Origin of the sequence: Pandoraea anapnoica, assembly GCF_902459765.1 — a bacterium.
Lineage (GTDB): Bacteria > Pseudomonadota > Gammaproteobacteria > Burkholderiales > Burkholderiaceae > Pandoraea > Pandoraea anapnoica.
Window position 1 is genome coordinate 119,056 of record NZ_CABPSP010000013.1, and the last position, 19,162, is coordinate 138,217.

The 19,162-nt window shown below is 59.4% G+C and carries 27 protein-coding genes; 5 read left to right on the forward strand and 22 right to left on the reverse strand.

What is annotated here, in order from left to right; translation table 11 throughout:
• Nucleotides 1-21 precede the first annotated feature (21 nt).
• A complete protein-coding gene (locus tag PAN31117_RS20300; RefSeq protein WP_174991045.1) occupies nt 22-1,353 on the forward strand; it encodes a KAP family P-loop NTPase fold protein in 1,332 nt (443 codons plus the stop codon).
• A gap of 109 nt (nt 1,354-1,462) precedes the next feature.
• Nucleotides 1,463-2,143, forward strand: coding sequence for a hypothetical protein (locus PAN31117_RS20305; protein WP_246189185.1), 681 nt, complete (start codon nt 1,463-1,465; stop codon nt 2,141-2,143).
• Nucleotides 2,144-2,196: 53 nt separating this feature from the next.
• Here PAN31117_RS20305 and PAN31117_RS20310 read toward each other — a convergent pair whose 3' ends face one another.
• The 3 genes from PAN31117_RS20310 to PAN31117_RS20325 are packed head-to-tail and all read right to left on the reverse strand — an operon-like array spanning nt 2,197 to nt 6,354.
• Nucleotides 2,197-3,366 carry a phage late control D family protein gene (locus PAN31117_RS20310; RefSeq protein ID WP_150739860.1) on the reverse strand — a complete coding sequence of 390 codons (1,170 nt, stop codon included), beginning with the start codon at nt 3,364-3,366 and terminating at the stop codon, nt 2,197-2,199.
• A gap of 47 nt (nt 3,367-3,413) precedes the next feature.
• Entirely contained in the window at nt 3,414-4,052 is a 639-nt protein-coding gene (locus PAN31117_RS27215) for a phage tail protein (protein WP_174991046.1), read from the reverse strand.
• Between the two features lie 10 nt (nt 4,053-4,062).
• The gene (locus tag PAN31117_RS20325; RefSeq protein WP_246189186.1) at nt 4,063-6,354 is read right to left on the reverse strand and encodes a phage tail tape measure protein; all 2,292 of its coding nucleotides are present in this window, start codon (nt 6,352-6,354) and stop codon (nt 4,063-4,065) included.
• A gap of 18 nt (nt 6,355-6,372) precedes the next feature.
• On the opposite strand from PAN31117_RS20325, the gene PAN31117_RS27550 reads away from it, so the two are divergent.
• Nucleotides 6,373-6,516, forward strand: a complete 144-nt coding sequence (locus PAN31117_RS27550) for a hypothetical protein (protein ID WP_246189187.1) — start codon at nt 6,373-6,375, stop codon at nt 6,514-6,516.
• A gap of 203 nt (nt 6,517-6,719) precedes the next feature.
• Here the strand turns inward: PAN31117_RS27550 and PAN31117_RS27825 are convergent, their stop codons facing one another.
• From PAN31117_RS27825 to PAN31117_RS20345, 4 genes are read right to left on the reverse strand one after another with little or no spacing between them, the layout of a single operon-like run.
• Nucleotides 6,720-6,797, reverse strand: a complete 78-nt coding sequence (locus tag PAN31117_RS27825; protein WP_072633477.1) for a GpE family phage tail protein — start codon at nt 6,795-6,797, stop codon at nt 6,720-6,722.
• A gap of 23 nt (nt 6,798-6,820) precedes the next feature.
• On the reverse strand, nt 6,821-7,138 hold the full coding sequence (locus PAN31117_RS20335) for a phage tail assembly protein (protein ID WP_150739784.1): 318 nt from the start codon (nt 7,136-7,138) through the stop codon (nt 6,821-6,823).
• A 60-nt stretch (nt 7,139-7,198) separates the two neighbouring features.
• Complete coding sequence (locus tag PAN31117_RS20340; protein ID WP_150739785.1) at nt 7,199-7,711, reverse strand: phage major tail tube protein; 513 nt, start codon at nt 7,709-7,711, stop codon at nt 7,199-7,201.
• A gap of 25 nt (nt 7,712-7,736) precedes the next feature.
• Nucleotides 7,737-8,915 (reverse strand): phage tail sheath protein, encoded by a 1,179-nt coding sequence (locus PAN31117_RS20345; RefSeq protein ID WP_150739786.1) that lies wholly within the window; start codon nt 8,913-8,915, stop codon nt 7,737-7,739.
• A gap of 154 nt (nt 8,916-9,069) precedes the next feature.
• On the opposite strand from PAN31117_RS20345, the gene PAN31117_RS20350 reads away from it, so the two are divergent.
• Nucleotides 9,070-9,801 (forward strand): hypothetical protein, encoded by a 732-nt coding sequence (locus tag PAN31117_RS20350; protein WP_150739787.1) that lies wholly within the window; start codon nt 9,070-9,072, stop codon nt 9,799-9,801.
• 111 nt (nt 9,802-9,912) lie between these two features.
• Here the strand turns inward: PAN31117_RS20350 and PAN31117_RS20355 are convergent, their stop codons facing one another.
• The 9 genes from PAN31117_RS20355 to PAN31117_RS20395 all read right to left on the reverse strand — a co-directional run bounded on the left by PAN31117_RS20355 (nt 9,913) and on the right by PAN31117_RS20395 (nt 15,384).
• A complete protein-coding gene (locus tag PAN31117_RS20355; protein ID WP_150739788.1) occupies nt 9,913-10,092 on the reverse strand; it encodes a hypothetical protein in 180 nt (59 codons plus the stop codon).
• A gap of 68 nt (nt 10,093-10,160) precedes the next feature.
• Nucleotides 10,161-10,910 carry a DNA-methyltransferase gene (locus PAN31117_RS20360; RefSeq protein WP_246189188.1) on the reverse strand — a complete coding sequence of 250 codons (750 nt, stop codon included), beginning with the start codon at nt 10,908-10,910 and terminating at the stop codon, nt 10,161-10,163.
• The gene (locus PAN31117_RS20365; protein ID WP_150739789.1) at nt 10,879-11,070 is read right to left on the reverse strand and encodes a Com family DNA-binding transcriptional regulator; all 192 of its coding nucleotides are present in this window, start codon (nt 11,068-11,070) and stop codon (nt 10,879-10,881) included. The genes PAN31117_RS20360 and PAN31117_RS20365 overlap by 32 nt, the downstream gene beginning before the upstream one ends.
• A 148-nt stretch (nt 11,071-11,218) precedes the next feature.
• Nucleotides 11,219-11,413, reverse strand: coding sequence for a hypothetical protein (locus tag PAN31117_RS20370; protein ID WP_150739790.1), 195 nt, complete (start codon nt 11,411-11,413; stop codon nt 11,219-11,221).
• Nucleotides 11,414-11,425: 12 nt separating this feature from the next.
• Nucleotides 11,426-12,823, reverse strand: coding sequence for a phage tail protein (locus tag PAN31117_RS20375; RefSeq protein WP_150739791.1), 1,398 nt, complete (start codon nt 12,821-12,823; stop codon nt 11,426-11,428).
• On the reverse strand, nt 12,820-13,434 hold the full coding sequence (locus tag PAN31117_RS20380; protein WP_150739792.1) for a phage tail protein I: 615 nt from the start codon (nt 13,432-13,434) through the stop codon (nt 12,820-12,822). Before PAN31117_RS20380 ends, PAN31117_RS20375 begins: the two co-directional genes overlap by 4 nt.
• On the reverse strand, nt 13,431-14,387 hold the full coding sequence (locus tag PAN31117_RS20385; protein ID WP_150739793.1) for a baseplate J/gp47 family protein: 957 nt from the start codon (nt 14,385-14,387) through the stop codon (nt 13,431-13,433). The genes PAN31117_RS20380 and PAN31117_RS20385 overlap by 4 nt, the downstream gene beginning before the upstream one ends.
• Nucleotides 14,384-14,755 (reverse strand): GPW/gp25 family protein, encoded by a 372-nt coding sequence (locus PAN31117_RS20390; RefSeq protein WP_150739794.1) that lies wholly within the window; start codon nt 14,753-14,755, stop codon nt 14,384-14,386. Before PAN31117_RS20390 ends, PAN31117_RS20385 begins: the two co-directional genes overlap by 4 nt.
• Nucleotides 14,752-15,384: a phage baseplate assembly protein V gene (locus PAN31117_RS20395; RefSeq protein WP_150739795.1), complete on the reverse strand. Its 633-nt coding sequence runs from the start codon at nt 15,382-15,384 to the stop codon at nt 14,752-14,754. Before PAN31117_RS20395 ends, PAN31117_RS20390 begins: the two co-directional genes overlap by 4 nt.
• A gap of 130 nt (nt 15,385-15,514) precedes the next feature.
• On the opposite strand from PAN31117_RS20395, the gene PAN31117_RS20400 reads away from it, so the two are divergent.
• Complete coding sequence (locus PAN31117_RS20400) at nt 15,515-16,276, forward strand: GIY-YIG nuclease family protein (RefSeq protein ID WP_150739796.1); 762 nt, start codon at nt 15,515-15,517, stop codon at nt 16,274-16,276.
• Here the strand turns inward: PAN31117_RS20400 and PAN31117_RS20405 are convergent.
• Genes PAN31117_RS20405 through PAN31117_RS20430 form a run of 6 tightly spaced genes read right to left on the reverse strand, consistent with a single transcriptional unit; the run spans nt 16,265 to nt 19,162 of the window.
• A complete protein-coding gene (locus PAN31117_RS20405) occupies nt 16,265-16,714 on the reverse strand; it encodes a phage virion morphogenesis protein (RefSeq protein ID WP_150739797.1) in 450 nt (149 codons plus the stop codon). The genes PAN31117_RS20400 and PAN31117_RS20405 overlap by 12 nt on opposite strands.
• On the reverse strand, nt 16,714-17,166 hold the full coding sequence (locus PAN31117_RS20410) for a phage tail protein (protein ID WP_150739798.1): 453 nt from the start codon (nt 17,164-17,166) through the stop codon (nt 16,714-16,716). Before PAN31117_RS20410 ends, PAN31117_RS20405 begins: the two co-directional genes overlap by 1 nt.
• Complete coding sequence (locus PAN31117_RS20415; protein WP_150739799.1) at nt 17,163-17,672, reverse strand: hypothetical protein; 510 nt, start codon at nt 17,670-17,672, stop codon at nt 17,163-17,165. The genes PAN31117_RS20410 and PAN31117_RS20415 overlap by 4 nt, the downstream gene beginning before the upstream one ends.
• Complete coding sequence (locus PAN31117_RS20420) at nt 17,669-18,484, reverse strand: N-acetylmuramidase domain-containing protein (protein ID WP_150739800.1); 816 nt, start codon at nt 18,482-18,484, stop codon at nt 17,669-17,671. Before PAN31117_RS20420 ends, PAN31117_RS20415 begins: the two co-directional genes overlap by 4 nt.
• Nucleotides 18,468-18,791: a phage holin family protein gene (locus tag PAN31117_RS20425; protein ID WP_150739801.1), complete on the reverse strand. Its 324-nt coding sequence runs from the start codon at nt 18,789-18,791 to the stop codon at nt 18,468-18,470. Before PAN31117_RS20425 ends, PAN31117_RS20420 begins: the two co-directional genes overlap by 17 nt.
• Entirely contained in the window at nt 18,788-19,162 is a 375-nt protein-coding gene (locus PAN31117_RS20430; protein WP_150739802.1) for a putative holin, read from the reverse strand. The genes PAN31117_RS20425 and PAN31117_RS20430 overlap by 4 nt, the downstream gene beginning before the upstream one ends.

A 19,162-nucleotide genomic window follows, 5' to 3' on the forward strand; every position in this document is an offset into this window, starting at 1 on the left:
GTGATGAACTTCGGGGGGGGAATGAACACAATCGCTGCTAACGACGACGAGTCGTCCGTTGCCAACGCGGGGTTTAAGTCGGATAAGTTGGATCGCTTAGGCTTAGCGGAGCACCTAACAAGATACATCTGTCGACTAAAAAATGGGGCCGTGATTGGTATCGATGGACCGTGGGGATCGGGGAAGTCCTGGTTCGCTCGGAACTGGCGCGACCGGTTGCGAAGCCAAGGTTTCAAAGTTGCATACATCGACGCATTTCAGGACGACTACACCGACGACCCTTTCACGCTTGTGGCCTCTGAAATCAACCTGCTGATCAAGAGTTCAGGAAATGATGGTGAGAAGCGGGCCAGAGCATTTGTGGAGAAGGCTGCCCGTGTAGCAACAGTGATCGCACCAGCAGCCGGCAAGATCGCAATCAATGCGGTCGGAAAAGTTCTTGGAACGACGGGAAATCTATCGGACGTTGGTCAAGATATCGCGACCGCGATTGCGGATAGCTCCGGTGGGAGTGCGGAGCAATGGATTCGCAAGAAGATCGAGGGTTATGTTGAGGACAAGCGTAGCCTAGCCGAATTTCAGAACGACCTGAGAGAGTTTTCGAAGCTTTCTGACAAACCCGTGATCGTAATGGTGGACGAGTTGGATCGTTGCCGCCCCGACTTCGCCGTCGGTCTGATTGAGCGAATCAAGCACCTATTCGACGTTGAGAATCTGGTGTTCGTGCTGCTCATGAATAGGAGGCAGCTGTCGAGGGCCGTTGAGGGTGTGTACGGGGTTGGTGATGAGGCTCCTGCCTACCTAAGCAAGTTCATCAACATCTACTTTCAATTTCCGGTCGCAACCGTTGCGCATGGATCACAGTCAGCGATTCGGCGATTTACCGATAGCGTACTAGCACAGTATGAGTGGTCTTCGCCCCAAACGCCTTTTGCCGATGCGCTTGTCGAAATTTCTCCTTTCGTAGATTTCACTCTCAGAGACATTGAACGTGCTGTCGCGTTGTATTCGTATGCGCATCCCACACGGCTCTCAGCTCGGGGTCTTACCTATATTGCAGTGCTCAAGGTGAAGCGCCCCGCCGACTTTCAGCGCATTGTTGCTGGCGACGATGGCGTGCACCTGTCGCTTTTCGAGTGGTTGATTGAACTCGAGAAGCGTGCGATTGCTGACGATCATTCCCACGCTCGAAAGCAGATGAGGATGGCAATGGCTATTCACTGGCCGTACTTAACTATTGCGGATCAGGAGAAGTATTCGAGCGAATTCAGCGCAGAGTTCAACGAACGATGGAGGATCGAAAAGCACTTCTGCACGCAGCTAGTACAAGCGATCGATATCCCCATCGAGTGACGGCCCAGGGATATTCATTCGACATTGACATCGTTGGTGTCGCGAGAGTAAAGCGGATTTTTTGGGAAGACCTTTAGGAGACCACACGTGAATCACCGTAGAACACCGAATGACAACGATCATCAGGATCATGACCGCAATAACGATCATTCTGATGACCGGAATGGCCGCTTCATCTATGATGACACGGGGCATCGCAGCGAACGTGTTTCGAACACGTTCCCGCCGCCGCCGCCGCTGGATTCTGGAGATGACAATGGGGATGACCAAGGCTGAACGAGATTGTCACGGATTGCTGTTCGACATTCGTCGGTCGATTCGATATCACAATCGACGTAGGGCGTTTTTTGATCGCCTCGACCAAATGACAAATATGCTTTCCGTAATTTTCGGATCGGCTGCCGTGTACGGAGTCCTTGAGCAGCAGTACAAGGCCGTCGCCTTGATTGCTGCCGGACTGGTGACCGCGCTGTCGGCGATCAATCTCGTTGTTGGATCGTCGCAGCGCGCACGCGCTCACGCAGAGCTTGCTCGCCGGTTTATCGGACTTGAGAAGCATATGGTGAACTCCGTGCATGACGATGCGCTGGCGTTGGCGGCTCAGTCGGAGCGACTGTCGATTGAAGCTGAAGAGCCACCGGTGCTTCACGTCCTCAATGTGTTGTGTCACAACGAGCAAATGCGCTCGATGGGATATCCGCCTGAGCGATTAGCAAAGGTTGGCTTCTTCCAACGCTTGTTTGCCCAGGTTTTCGATTTTCAACAGCACAAACTTCGTCCCGGCTCATAGGCAAAGTCCTCGCAAGTATCAAAACCCCGCCAGTTGAACGGTGGGGTTTTTTATTACCCGTCAGATTTCTCGTCCGGCACTTCTGTAGCCTTAATCTCCAGCTCGATCTGCGTCGTGAATCCGCCGTTTGAGTCGAGTATGTGCCGGGTCTTGGCGAGAAGCCAATCGGTGTTGTCGATCTGGGGCTTGAAGCCTCGCACGGACACCGGCACCTCGGGGAACAGCTTAGCGTTGCCGCGTGCGAGCGTCATCGAGAAGGTCGCGACGCCACGTTGTATCCGTTGCCACTCGGCACGCGCGGCGCGCAGCGCGTTGGTCTTGCTTGCGTAGGTGTGCCGCAGCTCCTTCGTGTTTCCAGTCGGCTCAACGACCGGTGCGAGAGGGGTCTTTTTCTTCGTCTTACGATTCTTCTTCGTGGGCTTCGGTGCACCCGTTGACGTCGAAGTACTCCCTTCGGCAATGGCCGTTACCACGACCTGTCCCTTCTTGGCCGCTCGCGTGTCCTGGAAATACGCGACCACGGAATCGTACGATTCTCGGTCTGCAACGGAGAAGTGATGCTGGTCCCCGAGCTGGCGGGTGATTGTTAGCGGTGAGAGCGGCTTACCCGATGCCGTCAACGACTGGCCCAGCTTCGTGAACAGCAGCTTGTCGGCTTTAACGGTGGCGATGGCGTCGAACATCTTGGCCACTCGGGTGAGGAAGCTCGCGTCAGATTCGCCGGTCTGGTCGATGTGCGACAACAACTGATTTGCCAGCGCCGAGGCGATCATCGCGCCCAGGTTGTGACGCTGGGCAATGATGTTGACCAGGTCGAGCAGCGAGACGTTGTGATACGACGATTCTCGCTTCTTCGTCAGACCGGAGCGCAGATCGGCGCTGCGTGCGCGTATGACGATGCGATCAGGTGGCCCGGTGTGGGTGATTTCATCGACAGTGAACTTACCCTTGTCGATTAGACCCTCGTGTTTCCACCCGAAGGCCACCGCGAGTTTCGCGCCGCGCGACGGCAGCTCGAGCGTGCCGTCGGAGTCGTCCAGTTCGATATCGAGCTGGTCCGCTTCGAACCCTCGGTTCTCCTCCAGAGACAAGCTGACAAGCCTGCCGGTGAATGCGCCCGTTATGTCCTTGCCATCCTTGGAGATGCGATAGACGGGCACGGGCACCATGTCGTCCTGTGCACCGAGCAACTTCCCCGCCATGCCCACGACACTACCAGCCATACCCACGGCACTGTCTGCCGGACCGGCGAGGCTTCCCAATGCTTCAATCACAGTACCTTCCCCACCACTTTGCCGACAGATCCGCTGACGACATCGCGGGCAAGGTCGCTTGCGATATTGCCCGCGAGGCTACCCACAACGCCACCAGCAACGCCACCGACCAGTCCGCCCACAGCATCGCCGACGGCACCGCTAACCAGCCCGCCCACGCCCCCCAAGGCTCCGCTCACGAGGCCACCGACACTTCCGAGAAGATCGCCCGCCATACCACCCAGCAGGCCCGTCGCGAGTCCCAGGAGACGCAGATCGTAGTTGTCCGTGCGTTTGAACGTCGCGGTGAAGTCGATGCGGCGGGCGGCACCATTGTCGAAAAACAGCGTGCTGGTGGTCTCCAGGCCCTCGAGCGCGTAAATGCCGTAAATGTTGCCGGTGCCCTCGAGTAGCGGCCACGCCTTACCCTGGGAGCCGAGCGTCTCGAGCATCTTGAGCGACATCCGGCCGCCCGTCAGCTCAGGCAGCAGCGTGCCGCGTAGCGTAATCGGTTCTTCGTCCGCGCCAAGAAATTGACGGGAAGGACGCAATCCGATGCGGGGATTCGCGGCATAACGCCAGTTGAGCTGGCGCGACAGTTCCTGGTAGGAGACGGTGCTCAGCGTGAATACGAAAAGCCCGTAAGCCATCATCATGATGCGTTCCTCAATCCATATCACCGAAGCGAGAGCGGGCGCGGGCGGCGTCCTTGCGCTGTAGCTCAATGATCTTTCGCTCGACCAACTGCGCGAGCTGCGACTCGTTCATCCCCGGTGCTGCGTGAATGTGGATCTCGTAGTGGTTGCCGGCGGCCGGCGCAGAACTCTTAAGCGGCGAGGAGATCGGCGGGCGCATGTCGAACGCCGTGCTTGCCAGAGCGGGCGAGCTAGCAACGATCGCCAGGCCGGCACCCGCCCCGGCGATCTGGCGTGCGAGCTGTTGAACGGCAGACAGTGGCCCGTCCTGGTTGCCTGTGATTCCCTGCTCGAGCCCCGCCATCGTGAAGCCGCCCAGCTCAGCGAATACGCGGCTCGGAGAGTGGATGCCGAGCTTCTCCTTGAACCAGGACACCGTTCGCTCGCCCAGCCCTACAACGGCGTCTTTGACATATGACGCCGCCGAGGTGATGCCGTTGGCCAGGCCTTGCACGATGTTGGCACCGAACTCGCTGAATTTGCTCGGCAGCTCCACACCGAACCAGCTCATGACGCCGGCGAACGCCCGGTAGAAGATGCCGAGCGGCGACCAGTTGAGAATCAGTGCGGCGACGCCGCCAATGCCCCCGCTGAACGCTGCCTTAATTTCGTTCCAGACGCCGATGAAGAACGCCTTTACCTGGTCCCAATTCCGATAGATGAGATAAGCGGCGACGGCGATGGCGGTCAGAGCGAGGCCAATCGGTGTCGTCAGTAACATGCGCCCCATCCACAGCAGCGAGCTGCCAACGAATCGAATGGCCCCACCGAGCAATCGCATGACGGTCGACAACACGCCGCCCTGAATGCCGGCCGCCTGCATCATGAATCGCATGACAGCGAGGGGGCCGAGCACTGCCGCCAAAGCGAGCATCGCTGGCCCGATGAGCAGCAGCGCACCTGCGATGCCGGCAATCGCCACCATAGCCACTTTGGCGACAACGCTGTGGCGTTCCATGAAACCCGTCAATCCCTTGACGACGCTTGAGAGACCCTCGACTCCACGTGCGTACATCGGCAAGACGCGGTCGCCCATCTCGAGCCACAAGTCGTGAACACGCGCGTGCAGGTCCAGCTCTTTGCCGGTCGGGCTGTCCTTTGCCAGCTTGTCGAGCGTGTCGATATCTGCCGCCCCACGATTGAGTTTGGCATTCTTGTGAATCTGCTCGCGCTGCAAGTACATCTGGCCGAACAGATTGGACGCGGTGCGATTAGAAAAGATGCCCCCGATGGCGTCGAGTACGTCCTGCTTTTTGGTCACGCCGTTGGCCGCAAGTTGGGGCAGCAGCACCTTTTCCATCCATTCGAATTGATTGGTGAGAAACAGCTCACTGCCCTTGATCGCTCCAGGGTTCACATAAGAGACTTGCCCTGCCTTATCGTGTTTCACCTTTGTCTGGTCAGAGATCAGACCCAACTTGTCCAGGTTCTGCGTGACCCGTTTGGTCGTGCGGCCTTGGTATAGGTTCTGATACGCGCTCATGAGCGCCGTGCCCACCCGGTGTCCGCCCATTTCTTGCACCAGTGGTTCGAGCTGGTTGTAAAAGCCATCCGACTCAAGGCCCTTGGCGGCGAGACCACCTGTCTTGATGACATTCAACCATTCCTCAGGGCCTACGCGTCCCCCCGTCGCGGTGAGCACTTTCTGCACCATATTGGCTTGATTCGCGAACTCCGCGTCGCTTGCGAGGCCACCGCGCAGTTCGATGACCTTGAGCATGTCCATGAACTTCTTGTCGTTCTCCTCGCCCTTTTCCGCACCGTAAAGCGCCTTGTTTGCGAATTTCATCTTCGCGAGCAGCGGCGTGACCATTTCAGCGTGATGTGCGTCCGCGAACACTGACAGTGCATCGCGCATGAGTTCGACGTTTTCCGTTCGGCTCGTGCCGTACGTCTTCAGTTGCTTCGCAAGCCCAATGGCCTCTTGAGAGTCCTTTTCGCCGAGACCGAGCGCGCGTACACGTTGCATCTCGGTGAACATGTGCTTAGCTTCTTGAAGCCCGCTTCTGACAGGCATGCCAAGCGCCGCGCCGGCGGCAGTGGCACCGACGCCAGCACCGGCCATTGCCCCGGCCGTCGAGCGCAGTTTGTCGCGCCGCTCGCGCGCTGCGCCCATACGCTCCTCTTGCTTTTGCAGCTGTGCCAGCCGCTCGCGCTGAGTGACCAATACGGAGTTGGTTGAAGCGATATCGCCACGTAAGGCGCGTTCATGTGAACCCAGGCTGCGCGTGCTGACGCCAGCTGCCGACAGGCGATCTCGCAACGCCTGGAGCTTCTGACTTTGCTGCTGGTGCTGATTGTTCAGATCGCGTGCAGCCCGCACGGCCGCATTGAACTCGCGCGTCATGGCGCGCGTGGGCGACTCCGTTTCCTTGATGCCGCGTGCGAGCTGCTGCACGCGCTCTTCGGCGGCGCGCAGGGCTGAGCTGGTGCCACGCAGACCCTTGTGGAGTTCGCGGAACTCGCCGACCGTCTTCTGCGTTTTCTCGAGTTCTTTGAGGCGGTCGCGTGTCTCCTTGAGACCACGCGACATCTCCTTGTTGGTGCCGAGAATTTTCCGCGTGTTAGCGGTCATCTGGTCGACTGTCTTCCACAGCACTTCGAGCTGCAGCTTTCGCCCTGCGTCGCTCATTCGTCGGTTGCTCCGCTACGTACTCGGGCGCGTTCGCGCCACTTGATGAGATCGGTAAGGCTCCAGTCATCCATTGCGGACGGCTGGAAGCCGAATATCACTGCAACGTCGGCGAAGGCGTCGTCGACGTCTGCTGGTATGCGTCGGCCTTCACCGATTTCGGAGCCAAAAAACCGGTCACCGCCATTCCGAGCTGCATCAGGTCTGCGGGGTCCATGCGGATGACTTCCTGCTCCGACAGCGTCGGTGTCGTGATGCGCGGGAGTACCTTGAAGAGTGTCGATACGTCCATATGTGCGAGGTCGACAAGGTTCACGCCGCGCAGCTCGCCGGCACCGGGTTTGCGCACTTCGACCTGGTCGATTTTGTTGTCGCCGCGCTGGATCGGGGTATCGAGGGTAATGACTTCTTTCATGATGAAAACTCCGGGGCTATTGAAGCGTAGAAGGGGCCGGTGATGAGCCGGCCATAGGGATTACAGGCCGATGGCCTTTCGCTGTTCTGCGAGCCGGTCGACGCCGTTCACCATCTCGATGAAGTTGACGAGATCGATCTCGACAGTGACCGTGCCGTTCACGGAGTACTTGAAGTACGTAACCGCCATCGTCGTCTTGAAATCGCTCTTGTCGCCAGCCTTGGACGAACCGGGGTCGATTTCCTTATAGCGACCGCGCAGCACGACCTCGATAGCGTCACCAGAGCCTTCGCTATCGTCGTCCTCGATGTAGCCGGCAAAGCGCAGCATCACGCCGTCGATCTTCGAGATGCCCCACTGGTCGTACACCTGGCGCATCGGACCGGCGTAGGTCTGCGATGACTCCATCTTCTCCATGCCCAGGTCGACCTCGACTTCGCCGTTCATGCCGCCGGTGCGAATGGCCTCGACTTTGCGGGCGAGCTTCGGAACCGAGAATTCCGTGCATTTGCCCATCCAGTTTTCGCCGTTGTGGAAGACGTTGAAGTTCTTGAGAATTTTCGGCAATGCCATGTTCGTTTCTCTCTAGTGACGTCGATTAGGCGGCTTGCGCGACCTTGGCCGCGAAGTCGACCAGGTATCGATCGGTGATGCGCTGACGGAACTGGAGGTTCTCCAGCGGCGGGACCGGCGTGTAGTCGTAGTCGATGAACAACTGGCCGCTCTTGAGCGTCTCCTTCGTGTTGGCCGTCTCGTCATACCAGGCAGCTCCGCCGATCAGATAACCCGCATTGACCATCGAGCGAAGCTTCGCGTTGATGCTCTCGATGATGTCGCGCGCCAGCGATGGGTTCAGCGGGCCGTCGACCGCCCAGAAGTGCGCCTCGGCCATCGTGTCGGCGAGGATCTGCGCGGTGCGGGTGTAGTTCTCGAAGGCGAAGAGCGGATCTGCCGAGCAGGTGCGCGAACCCCAGAAGCGGAAGCCCATGTGATTGATCAACGTGGTGACGTCGTGGCTGTTCAGGAAGCCGGAGTCGGTCGATGGGTCTTGCAAGTCCCAGAAGACGTCTTTCGAGAGTCCGGTGACACCGTTGACCGGCACGTTCGAAAGCGTCTTGTGCCAGCCCGTCTCGTTATCGATCTTGGCGCGCATACCGAGTGCACGCGCAACGGCGTAGGCCGATGCTTCGGCGTTCTTCGTGGTATCCCAGCTCACGAAGTCCGGCCAGATCAACATCGTCTCGCGTGCGCCGAAGTTCTCGCGATAGGTGACGACTTCTTCCTTCGTCGCACACTCCCACGCCGACGCGTATTGGAAAGCGCGAAGCTTCTGCGCCAAGCCGGTCAACTCGGACGATACGGCGAGGCTGTCGAAACCGGGCACGCCGAGAATGCGTGGCTGCACACCGACCTTGTTCTTTGCCGAGAGCAACGCTTTCATGCCCGTGTATTTGCCGTCGGCAGACGTGCCGCCGATGATGGCCGAGGTGGTCTCGGCGTCGGTAGCCCCTTCGGCCACGCGCACGATGACGGTCGCACAGTTGGTCTGGTCGGCAATGGCGTCGAGCGCCGGCGCGAGCGTACCCTTCGTGCCCGCCTTGGCGAGAGCGGCCTGCACGTTGGTCTTCAGAACCGGCGTATTGAGCGGATATTCGGTCGCATCGGCATCTTGAGACGTGACCACCATGCCGATGACGGCGGTTTCGATGGTACGAATGGGACGCGTGCCATCGTTGAGTTCAAGCACGCGTACGCCGTGGTGATAATCGCTTGGCATTCAGATCCTCCGGAGGTGTTGGAAAGCCTGCCGGTAGGATCACTCGCGCTCGCGCGAGAAGCACGTGTTTAATGTTGTCGTGGACTGACACACAACAACTACCGAAATCGGTGACGCTATCATTACGCACCACACGTTTATCGGCACCCAGAAAATGGACAGCTATTACACACTTCCCTGGTTTACACGTCACAGCGTACTGTTGGCTGTATTCCTAATCGCAATACTTTCTTTCCACATTTTCCTGGTCTATGCGCCAGGGTTTCGGCTCAATAAAAGAGGATGGAAGCTCACCGAGTATGTCTATCTATTTGTCGGGGCTCTCGGGCTTTTCTGGGCAGTTACCAACACTCGGGTGTACGTTGCGCACAACATGTTAGAGACGGCAGACCATAGCGCTAGAAGCAGCTATGATTTTGTCAGGTCGGATATTGGCTCCACCTATGTTCGGCAAACTTGCAGGACTTTCGTGAAGTCTGAGTATTCGCCACCAGAACCCGCGTTTTCCCTCTCCCAGCGTCAGTACGACGCCGCGTGCGAATGGTTTAAATCCTTCGCAAAACGGATGCCGGCGCAGCCGCCTGCGTCCGAGTCAGATTTTTCCGCGATCTTAGCCGACTATCATGCTCATCCCTCGTCTTCCGACACCGAAGTCAAGGACATTTACAGCTTGGCGGAAAGTCGTTTGAATTGGGTCTTGGACGCATATCGGCAGCGGGAGGAAGTGAAAGCAGAGGCTGAACCATCCATGAATGAGAGAGTAGCCAGTGTGCTCGCGCCGTTCCTGCTCGCCCTCGCGATTGCGCTCAGAATTACGAAGGTTTCTGGCGAACTTCGGTTGGAGCGAAGGGACGCTGAGGGGCGAGATACGCAGAGAAAGCAATGACTTTATCGGCCATCTGGTTCTCATCTTCATGCAGTTGATCTGTTGGTTCGAAATGCACGCAAGGGAACGGCCACTCACGAAACGAAAATGGCCAGTTCCCCTGCAGTTATATTAGGCTTTGTCAGCGTCTAGAAAGTCGCCTAACCATCCGGCCAAGAAGATGAAGAAGGTTACGAGCAAGCATCCCGTCGCCGACCAGCCATTGCCAGCCGTTGTCTCGGCGAGTGCACCAAGAATCCATCCGAGCTGCGCAGCGTGCCAAACGAAGCGATTTGCGAGTGCATTTTCCATGTGATACTCCGCATACCGGGAGCGCACCATTGCTCTCCCAGAGAGTATAGAAAGATCGCAAACGTCACTCACGCGACCGAACCCAGTAAACGAAGCCGAGTCTCGGCAATGTCCGCATAGGCCGGTTCCAGCTCGCAGCCAATCCAAAAATGCCCTGCGTCGCTTGCTGCTTTCAGGAAAGTGCCACTGCCGGCGAACGGGTCAAGCACCGTGGAGCCGGGAGGAACGAGACGGACGACCTGGCGCGCTAGTTCCTCGGGTTTCTGCGTCATATGCTGTTTCGGACGCGGAAGACGCTCGGAAAACACGCCGGGCAGAAACGTTCCCGATTCTTTCGGCAGGCTCCCACGCGAAGCCCAGACCATGTATTCCGCTTGAGCAGCGAAGCCGCCACGGCGGGGCCGTGCGCAGCCTGGCGTCTTATCCCACACGGCCACGCCATGCCAGATGAATCCGGCCCCCTGCACCGCATCGGTCAGGCTGGGCAATTGACGCCAGTCGACAAAGCAAACGAGGTAGCCGCCGGGGCGCGTGATGCGATACGCCTCGGCCAGCCACGTCATGCACCAGAACGTCCACGAACGCTGGTCCTTGTTGTCGTGAGAGAAGTCTGGGTAGAGGCCGTTCGAGCTGTTGATGTACTTCTCGCCAGGCGGGCGCGCACGCGAACCGCTATGCAGCCCGCCAGACGAGTACGGTGGATCGGTGAACACCAGGTCGATGCTCTGGTCGGGCAAGCGCCGCATGACGCTCAACGCGTCTTCACGGAATACGCGATTTAGAAAATCAGCGAGATGCTGGGGGCCCTTGTTGCTCATGTGAGAGTGTCCTCATATCCGACGCTCTGTGGCGCGCTGGTATGGGGCTCTCGGCCCTCAGAAAATTCAGCGTGCCGCAACGGGCACATTTGATGGAGAGGCGAACGTACTCGCCTTCTCCGAGCTTGCGGTTGCACGAACCGCAGCGGATCTCCTGCATGGAATAGCCTTGCACAATTGTGGTAAGGTTTCGCGGCCTGTCGACAGGTGGCGCGGCCTTGCCAAACTTGCAGGGATGTTCTGCGAGGGCGGGGCGTGCCGGGTGTTAGCGCACCAGGCACGCCGCCGCGTCTTTTCTCTCCGGCCTATCAATACCCTGGCCGAATGAACCAAGCTTGCACGGATTTCGGCAAGGACTCCTCGAAGTACAGCGAATATCTCGGGTCGTCGCTCGGAATTGCTCCCTGATTGGGATAGCTTTCGATTTCCTGTGGGTTGCCGAAAACCCTCACAATCTTCTGTTCGGTGCCGTCTTCGAATTGGACGTGAACGATGGATGCCATTTTGATTGCGCCTTAGAACGTATATCCGCTTGTCGACATGGAAAACGACGCAGCACTGCCGCCGCTCAACGCCGTCTGGTAGTAGATGGTTTGTGGCGTGACAATATCGATGTCAAACGATGACGATTCGACGCCATTGGCGATTGCGATAGTCCCGGACACCTGGCGCTGTCCAACACCGTTGCTCGATGACGAGAATTGCATGTTCATGTACGCGCCGGCGGATGCGTTAGCGACGCCAGCATTGCAGGCAACTGACTTTGCATTTTTGGGGACTGCAATCGCGATGTTGAGCGGCGTAATTGCCGTCCAGGCCGAAGCGGCCAACACTCCAACGGTTGCAGTGAGTACCCGACGACCGATCACAGTGGCGGCTTGGAATCGCCTCGATCCATCAGTCGGAAGAACAGCGACGAGCGCTGACGCCGTGAAACCCTCGGGCATGTAAGCTCCAGTGTAGGTCTCGGTGACGGCCGTCACAGTAGCGTTTTGCCCCAGCGTGCCTCTTGCATCCGTGTCGGGGTTGAAAATCTCGTAGTAGGCAACGAAGCCGCTAAGCGGTGCGGCTCCCGTATCCATTCCATTCACGCCTGTTTTTGACAGATCGAGCGTGCTATTGATTTTCGTAAGGCAGTAGCGCAGTCCGCCGAGTGCGGTTTGAACGGTCAGTTCGTCGGCTGAGAATGTTGCAGACGTTGTTGGTGCATCGATGACGATCTTCGCATTCCGCGAAGCTCCGACGACACCGACAATCTGACCCAACTGGGCAGCATGATCTGTTTGGGTTGCCTGGGCCACCTTAAAGGCGTTTTTGGTTGATCCGCCAATTGCCGCGAACCGAGCATCAGCTTCGTTTTTGGTGTAAGCATCGCCCTTCATCGCGTATTGCGTGTGTGGATCGGCAGCGTCTCCGTGCGTTTTCATCGCGACGGCGAGGGCCTTGTCGGCATATTCACGGGTCGCAAGGATGACACTCGGATCAATCTTAAGCTCGACATTCACGCCGCTGGAGTTGATGAGGACCATCCGCACGGACTGCGTTTTGCCGGAGCCTTCGGGCAGCGTTGGCTTGTATGTCGGTGGGGCATTCGAGACGTAGCACAGGTCTCCGTCTTCATCGAACAGCCCCAGCTCGCGAATCCACTTCCCGCCCTCGGTCTCGGGAATGACTTGTTCAGCGATGAGTTGCGACGGGGCTTTCGGGTCCACGTCGAGGGAGTTCAGCGCCGCACGACGCCACTCTCCGAGCAGCGCTTTCTGGCTCGTCTTCGGGGTGGGTACGGGGGCGTTGTCACCACCGCCGTCGCCAATGGCAAGCGCGACATATTTTCGCGGCAGGCCGAGGGCTTTTGCGTTTGCATCTTTGGCGTTGCCAACGTCGGTGGCAATAGCGAAGTAGGTCGCAGTCATGGGTAGACGGTCAGGGTTTCGATGATGTGAACGGCAGCGCCGACGTAAGTCGGGCCGTCAACAGCGACGGCTTCAGGGGTGTACGGGTAGACCGTAAGCTCTTCGCCGAAATACGCGGCGGCGCCGTTGTACTGATAGCCCCGAATCTCGAGGCTGATATTCATTCCTGTTAGATGGCGGCTGGCGGGCTTTACGTCGTCAATGACACGCACCAGCTCGTTGAACATCTCGTCGGTGATGCCGGTGTCGAGTACTCCAATGCGCAGATGGAACGTGCCGCGCCTGCCGACGGGCTGTTCCTGCCACCACTCGATGACTTCAATGAGGTAGCCCATTGGCTCGACGGCACGACGTAGGGCCGTGATGGTGCCCTTGCGCTTATGCAACCAGAAGCTCTTGCGGATGACCTCGCGTTTGGTCGCCTCCGGCCAGGCTTCGTCCCAGCGGTCGACAGAGACTGTCCATGCCAGGATCGGTAGGAGGGCAACAGGGCACGTGCGCAGGTTCCACAGATCGCGTAGCGGCACCGGTACGCGCTCAATGTCGGATAGCGCGACCGCTACAGCACGCTCTAGCGCGGTAGCGTTGGCAGGGAGTAGCGATTTCTTCATTGCGCCGCCACGAGTTCAGCCGAGACCGAGCCGAGCAGCGTCCCGTCTTCCTGTTTCAACCGTAGCGTGATGCGCGTGCAGATCGCTGCCTCTTCCTTATTGCGGGCGATGTTCTCCGGCGGCGACACGATCTCGACGTTGTCCACGCCTTCGACGCCCAGCGCCGCGTCGATCTTCGCGCGATAGATGCTCTGGCCCAGGCGTCGACGTGCCTTGGCATACGCCTTGGCGTTGGTCATTGCGGCGGGGAGCAGAAGCGCTTTCTCTGGACTGGAGTCTGCGACGATAAGGTCCGCGTCAATCTCGTAGAGGACGACTCTTGCGGCCTGCACCGTGACGCGGTCGCCGACGGGGCGCAGATCCTCTTCACTGAGCTTTTTCCTGACGGCGGCAAGCGCCTCCTCGGGAACAGTGCCGTCGTCGGCCGCGCCTAGGGCGGTGATCAGGATGTCGCATGGCTCCGGACTCACACATGATGCGTCCGCCACGCGTCCGTCCGCCGAGCGTGAGTGAAACTCGTACGCTTTCGTCGGCCCAGCGATCGATAGGCCTTCATAGGCGTTTTGAGCGCGCTCAAGCAGCGCGTCGTCGTCTTCGCCGACGGCTTCGACCGGAGGGTTTGCGTCGGGGTCGGCAGGGACAATCGTCAGCCGTTCAACTTCGAAGAACGCCACGAGGTTCTCAAGGTCATTGCCTTTTGCGTACGGCAGCATGACAGCCTTGGCCGCTTCGTTCACGCGCTGGCGCCACCCCGTTTCGCGATAGCTGTTTTCCTCAAACAGCTTGGTCAGCATCTCGGACTCAAGCTCGAGCGTCGCCGCGACGGTCACTCGCATTTCCTCGGGCACCAGCAAGAGCAGGCTAGCCTTTCGTGCATTCAGGATGGTCTCGAAGTCGAGCGGCTCGACGACATCCGGCGCGGGCAGCTTCGAGAAGTCGACTAGGGCGCTCATGCAGCACCTCGCCCCAAAGCGACGCTTGCGGACACAGGCGACGAGTCGCGCCCGCCGTCGATACGGTCGGCCTCAAAATCCACGGTGGCCTTGCCGATGTCGTCGCCGGTGCCAATGTTGAACGTGAGGCGAGTGAGAGACAGGCGCGGCTCCCAGCGCGTAATCGCCAGGACGCATGCAGCCTGAATCAGCATTCGGGTGTAGTCGTTGCTCGGCTGGTCGATCAGCTCGGGCACGATGGAGCCGTACTCACGTCGCATGACGCGCGAGCCAACGGGCGTTGTCAGAATGTCCGACACGGACTGCTTGATGTGGTCCAGGTCGCTCAGATTCGAGCCGTCGACCTTGTTGATGCCGAGGTAGCTCATTGCGGCCCCCCTGTGTTGTCCCCGCCCTTCTGAACGTCGCGGTGGGTGTGCGTATGCACGACGACATTGTTCGAGGACAGGTTGCCGCCCTGATGTGTAAGGTCGCCCTGGATGACGGTCTTCCCACCTTCGCCACCTTGTCCAGACATCCCTCCGTTGTAGGTCAGCAGTTTTTCGACGGTGAGCGTGCCGCCCACGTGCACGTCTCCCGTGAAGTTGGCCTTCGGGAAATCCACGGTCGCGAGTTCGCTACCCTTAACGGTCGCCGTTTTCATACCGGTGGCATTGAGCGCACTGGTGGCGTCGTTGTAGACGATGCGCGCGCCGTCGGGGAAGTCGATCAGGAACTCGTTGGGATTGTCGGACGGTGAGAGGATGAGATCAGACGGCAAGCCACGCAGCACAATGCCGTTGCCGGTCTCGCCGCTCGGGGAAAAGACCGTGACCTGCTCGTCTTTACTCAGCGGCGACCAGATGCGCACGCGACCAGCGGCCGGCTGAATACATGCGAGCCAGTCGGTCAGGCGCTCGCCAATCCGCACGCGCACGCGCAGCGGCTTATAGGCGACCTCCGCGACGGTGCCCGTGGCGATCAGATTGGCGATGAGTCGGTTGTGTTCGGCATCCATGAGAGCAGGATGCCGCGCGCGCGGGAGAAAGGCACGCGAGTGCTGTTGTCTCGACAATGGCGACAACAGTCCGAGAGTACTGGTCGTAAAATGCTGTCTCAGTCTGCACTTCTACCGTTGGGACAATTGCATGGAACAGTTGATCGAGATCGGATTTCAGCCCGTGGGACGGTGGATGCTATCCGAAGATGGCGCACTAAAGGCCGAAGTCGACATACACGCGAAGTTGCACAAGAACGTGCTGTATGCGTTTGTCGTAGAGGGTCAAGTGATGTATGTGGGCAAGTCGACTACGGGGCTTCGGCAGAGATTTCAGTCATACGCTACGCCCGGCAAAGATTCCAGCACGAATGTTCGATGCCATCAACATATCCGGGAACATGTCGAAAAGAACACCCGTGTCGAAATCCTCTCAATGGCGGACAAAGGTCTGCACAAGTATGGCTCGTTCCATCTCAACCTTGCGGCGGGACTTGAGGACAGCATCATCGCAATGCTTAAGCCGTCATGGAACGGGGAAAGAGAGGTGCGTGAGGCCGTAGAGCGGGAGCAGGTTACCGAAGCGCCAGCCACTCTCGCGGAGCTAGTTACCGACTCTTTCAGTTTTAACTTGGCACCGGCATATCGAGACAACGGATTCTTCAATGTTCCCGTTCGAAGCAGCAGGCTGCTTGGAAATAACGGCGAGACGCTCGAGTTACTTCTCGGTGATGATCCGACTCCTCAGTATTCGATTGTGAACCGAACGTCCAACAAGAATGGCTCTGTACGTCTTTACTGCTCGCAGCCTTTGAAGCGTTGGTTCAAGAACATTTCCCCCAACACTCGAATTGAGGTCGACGTTGTTTCGCCATTGAGCATTCATTTGCTCAATCCCATCTCAGAGGGATAAATGCTTGAGGATTAGGTCAGCAACTGTCTCTCGGTCTCCATCGGTGATACCAAGAAGCTCACGCGCCGCGTATTTGACTGTCGGGCCATTCCGCTCGACTCGATCACGAAGTCCGAAGTGATGCACGCGCGCGATGCGCTGTACTTCACCGGTGAATTTCACGACGGCGCTATCTGATGTGGCCTCTATCTTGAGGTAGCGCGCTGTGCGAATCTTGGTGAACATCTTTCGCCGCACGCGTCCGGCCTTGGCCCGCATCTGGGGCTTGCGCGGCTCATAGGCCGTGCCGTCGGGATTCGTCTGCGCGGAGATGCGCGCTTGCTGCTGACGGCGCAGCTCTACGGCAATTTGACGGGCGAGCGTGCGACGCCCGGTCGGTTCGAGCGCGTTGAGCAACGCCACCGCCCATGCGTCCAGCTCGCGAATGTCGCCCGCCATCAGTTCATCCCAAGGAAGCCGCGCACGGCGTCGGAGAGCATCGGCTCTTCACGGTAGATCGCCTCGGGCTCGCCCTCGACGTATTGCACATCGACCGCCTCGGTCAGTTGGATTTCGATAGAGACGTCGGCGGCTTCGTCGTTGAGAATGTCGGCCTCAAACTTGATGCCGTCGCGTTGCCGCTCGGGATTCGACAGCAGCTCGGGTTGCCAGTCACGGACCCACGCGATTATCGGCATCATCAGCGTGGGCGAGTCGAAGGGATAGTCGGTGACGATGAGGTTCAGCGTGTAGCTGTAGCGAAACGAACCGCCTTTCGATCCGATCTTGCCCGCTTCGCTGCTGGCCTCGAGCCGACCGTGGTCGACAAAGATGTGCAGCTTGCCGGGGTTCTGCCGGAGATAGGGGTTGTTTTCCACCAGGGCGGCTCGTAACGCGTTGGGCTTCTTCACTTGGCGACGCTCTCTTCTTCGATGCTCACGTAGGGGCTACGACGCAGCTTGTCGCGCAGGGCGTCGAAGCGGGCGGCGAGTTCGTGATAGGCGGTGTAGTTGTCGGCAACCGTTGTGGCGACGGCAGAGAGCGCAACGCCTGAGGGTCGCGCATCAGAATCGCTGGGATCGTCAAGCGCGGTGTTGGCTGCGGCTGTGTCGTGCAGGCGCACAAAGCCGACAGGCACAGTGCAAGCAGCATCAGCTTGGGCAGTGACATAGACGGGTACCTTCTGGATGATCGTGTCGCCCTTGACGCGGACTTCCCGCACTCGGTCGACGTACTGCGTGATGACAACAGGGTTTTCGCGCGCATCGTTCAAATCGACCTTCAACTGCTTCACCTCTTTCTCGGCTGCGCCGGCGCGACGCACGGCGGCGTCGAGCCGAAACTGTTGGACGGAGAAGATGAGGGCAGCGCAGGCAAGCGCCAGCAATGCGGCCAACGCCTTCCCCGCCGGCGTCATGCCGCCACCTCCAGCGCCTTGTACTTGTCGTACGCGCGCGGCAGCTTCACGTCGTAGAGGTTCTGCGCGTAGGCAGGGCCGTTGTAGATTTCGGCAACGGTGGTCCACTTCTTCGCCCGCAGGGCTTTGAGAAGCGCCGGGTCTGCCATTAGGAAGCGAACGAAGGCGTCGAGATGCGCCGCCTCGCCCGTGCGCATGAGATCCACGAACGCCTCGACGCTCTTGTAGCCGAGACGTTTCCAGTGGTACGCCATGATCTGAAATGCGCCCCAGCTCGCTGACGACAGCGCGCACGCACGTTCGATGGTGCATGCATCAGCGAGCCGCTTATGCTCGCCAGCACCGCCCACGTAGCCGCCTTGCTTCGGGTTGACCAGGTTCGGGTAACGCTGCGCGAGCGCCGGGGCATCCATCCCGACCGCCCGGACTTCGCGGTACATGATGTGGCGCTCGTACAGAATGATCGGCCGACCATCGGACAGGAACCCACAGCCCCGGCTCTCCACTTCGTTGACAGCACGTACAACGGCCAGCTCGACGCCGAGCTTATCGGCGGCCGCTACCAGGTCGGCGCTGGTCAGGTGCCCCGGTGTGCGTGCGCCAGCGACGAGCGCTTGCTGCGTCTTCGCGCCGGCGATGCCGTCGACCACAAGGCCGAAGTGCTGCTGCACGTCCATGACGGCGCGGGTGGTGGCGGGGCCGAACCAGCCGTCGGCGTCGATGGCCGCACCGAATGCCTTGAGCGAGATTTGAAGGGTGCGCACGGCCGCGCCGTGACTGCCCTCGCGAAGCACGTTATCGAGCGGTGTCATTGACCTTCCTCAGAATTCGAGTGATGGGGTTTTCTTCGCCAGCGCTGCACCGGAACAGATCCACCACGTTGCCGCGTACGGCGAACATGGCCAGGCACAGCACCGCGTCGATTGCCACGGTGGTGACGTCGACCGCAGGGTGCGCACCGAAGATGACGCGGATCGGCACCGAGGCGGTCGCGAGCGTCAGCGCATAGGCGAGCCAGGCGGCGGCTGGTCGGTGACTGCCTGCCGCGCGCCGGAACAGCATCAGGCGCACGGCAATCGCGGCACAGAGCGTCGCGTTGATGATTTCGAGGGTGTTCACGATTTCGGGCCTCCCCTGAACGTGTCGAGCAACTTGTCGGGGTTCTCCGCGCGGCGGATGAGCCAGAGGAGGAGCTTGATGACCACGGCGGCAGCGACAAGCGCACCGACCGCCGGGTTGACGGCAATCCGGTCGGGCAGTCCCCAGCCGAGCAGGTCGGCGCTCAGCCTGGCGGACAGACAACCGGCCACGAAAGAGATGAGGAAGAACGCCAGGCGCTTGAACGGTGCCAGGTCATCGGAGGCCAACACGAAGACGCCAGCGCCGGCAAACGCCCCCATAACCACGGCGGCATCGACACCGGGAAACAGGGAGATCAGGGCGACACCGGCCGTGGCGACCGTGGCGTTGGTGGTAACAGGTTCAGTCAT

What these genes read in the sequence shown, in the direction of transcription:
- PAN31117_RS20300 (WP_174991045.1), top strand. Translation starts at nt 22, where the DNA reads ATGAACACAATCGCTGCTAACGACGACGAGTCGTCCGTTGCCAACGCG.
- PAN31117_RS20305 (WP_246189185.1), top strand. Translation starts at nt 1,463, where the DNA reads ATGACAACGATCATCAGGATCATGACCGCAATAACGATCATTCTGATG.
- PAN31117_RS20310 (WP_150739860.1), bottom strand. Translation starts at nt 3,366, where the DNA reads ATGGCTGGTAGTGTCGTGGGCATGGCGGGGAAGTTGCTCGGTGCACAG.
- PAN31117_RS27215 (WP_174991046.1), bottom strand. Translation starts at nt 4,052, where the DNA reads ATGATGATGGCTTACGGGCTTTTCGTATTCACGCTGAGCACCGTCTCC.
- PAN31117_RS27825 (WP_072633477.1), bottom strand. Translation starts at nt 6,797, where the DNA reads ATGGATGACTGGAGCCTTACCGATCTCATCAAGTGGCGCGAACGCGCC.
- PAN31117_RS20335 (WP_150739784.1), bottom strand. Translation starts at nt 7,138, where the DNA reads ATGAAAGAAGTCATTACCCTCGATACCCCGATCCAGCGCGGCGACAAC.
- PAN31117_RS20340 (WP_150739785.1), bottom strand. Translation starts at nt 7,711, where the DNA reads ATGGCATTGCCGAAAATTCTCAAGAACTTCAACGTCTTCCACAACGGC.
- PAN31117_RS20345 (WP_150739786.1), bottom strand. Translation starts at nt 8,915, where the DNA reads ATGCCAAGCGATTATCACCACGGCGTACGCGTGCTTGAACTCAACGAT.
- PAN31117_RS20350 (WP_150739787.1), top strand. Translation starts at nt 9,070, where the DNA reads ATGGACAGCTATTACACACTTCCCTGGTTTACACGTCACAGCGTACTG.
- PAN31117_RS20355 (WP_150739788.1), bottom strand. Translation starts at nt 10,092, where the DNA reads ATGGAAAATGCACTCGCAAATCGCTTCGTTTGGCACGCTGCGCAGCTC.
- PAN31117_RS20360 (WP_246189188.1), bottom strand. Translation starts at nt 10,910, where the DNA reads ATGAGCAACAAGGGCCCCCAGCATCTCGCTGATTTTCTAAATCGCGTA.
- PAN31117_RS20365 (WP_150739789.1), bottom strand. Translation starts at nt 11,070, where the DNA reads ATGCAGGAGATCCGCTGCGGTTCGTGCAACCGCAAGCTCGGAGAAGGC.
- PAN31117_RS20370 (WP_150739790.1), bottom strand. Translation starts at nt 11,413, where the DNA reads ATGGCATCCATCGTTCACGTCCAATTCGAAGACGGCACCGAACAGAAG.
- PAN31117_RS20375 (WP_150739791.1), bottom strand. Translation starts at nt 12,823, where the DNA reads ATGACTGCGACCTACTTCGCTATTGCCACCGACGTTGGCAACGCCAAA.
- PAN31117_RS20380 (WP_150739792.1), bottom strand. Translation starts at nt 13,434, where the DNA reads ATGAAGAAATCGCTACTCCCTGCCAACGCTACCGCGCTAGAGCGTGCT.
- PAN31117_RS20385 (WP_150739793.1), bottom strand. Translation starts at nt 14,387, where the DNA reads ATGAGCGCCCTAGTCGACTTCTCGAAGCTGCCCGCGCCGGATGTCGTC.
- PAN31117_RS20390 (WP_150739794.1), bottom strand. Translation starts at nt 14,755, where the DNA reads ATGAGCTACCTCGGCATCAACAAGGTCGACGGCTCGAATCTGAGCGAC.
- PAN31117_RS20395 (WP_150739795.1), bottom strand. Translation starts at nt 15,384, where the DNA reads ATGGATGCCGAACACAACCGACTCATCGCCAATCTGATCGCCACGGGC.
- PAN31117_RS20400 (WP_150739796.1), top strand. Translation starts at nt 15,515, where the DNA reads ATGGAACAGTTGATCGAGATCGGATTTCAGCCCGTGGGACGGTGGATG.
- PAN31117_RS20405 (WP_150739797.1), bottom strand. Translation starts at nt 16,714, where the DNA reads ATGGCGGGCGACATTCGCGAGCTGGACGCATGGGCGGTGGCGTTGCTC.
- PAN31117_RS20415 (WP_150739799.1), bottom strand. Translation starts at nt 17,672, where the DNA reads ATGACGCCGGCGGGGAAGGCGTTGGCCGCATTGCTGGCGCTTGCCTGC.
- PAN31117_RS20420 (WP_150739800.1), bottom strand. Translation starts at nt 18,484, where the DNA reads ATGACACCGCTCGATAACGTGCTTCGCGAGGGCAGTCACGGCGCGGCC.
- PAN31117_RS20430 (WP_150739802.1), bottom strand. Translation starts at nt 19,162, where the DNA reads ATGACTGAACCTGTTACCACCAACGCCACGGTCGCCACGGCCGGTGTC.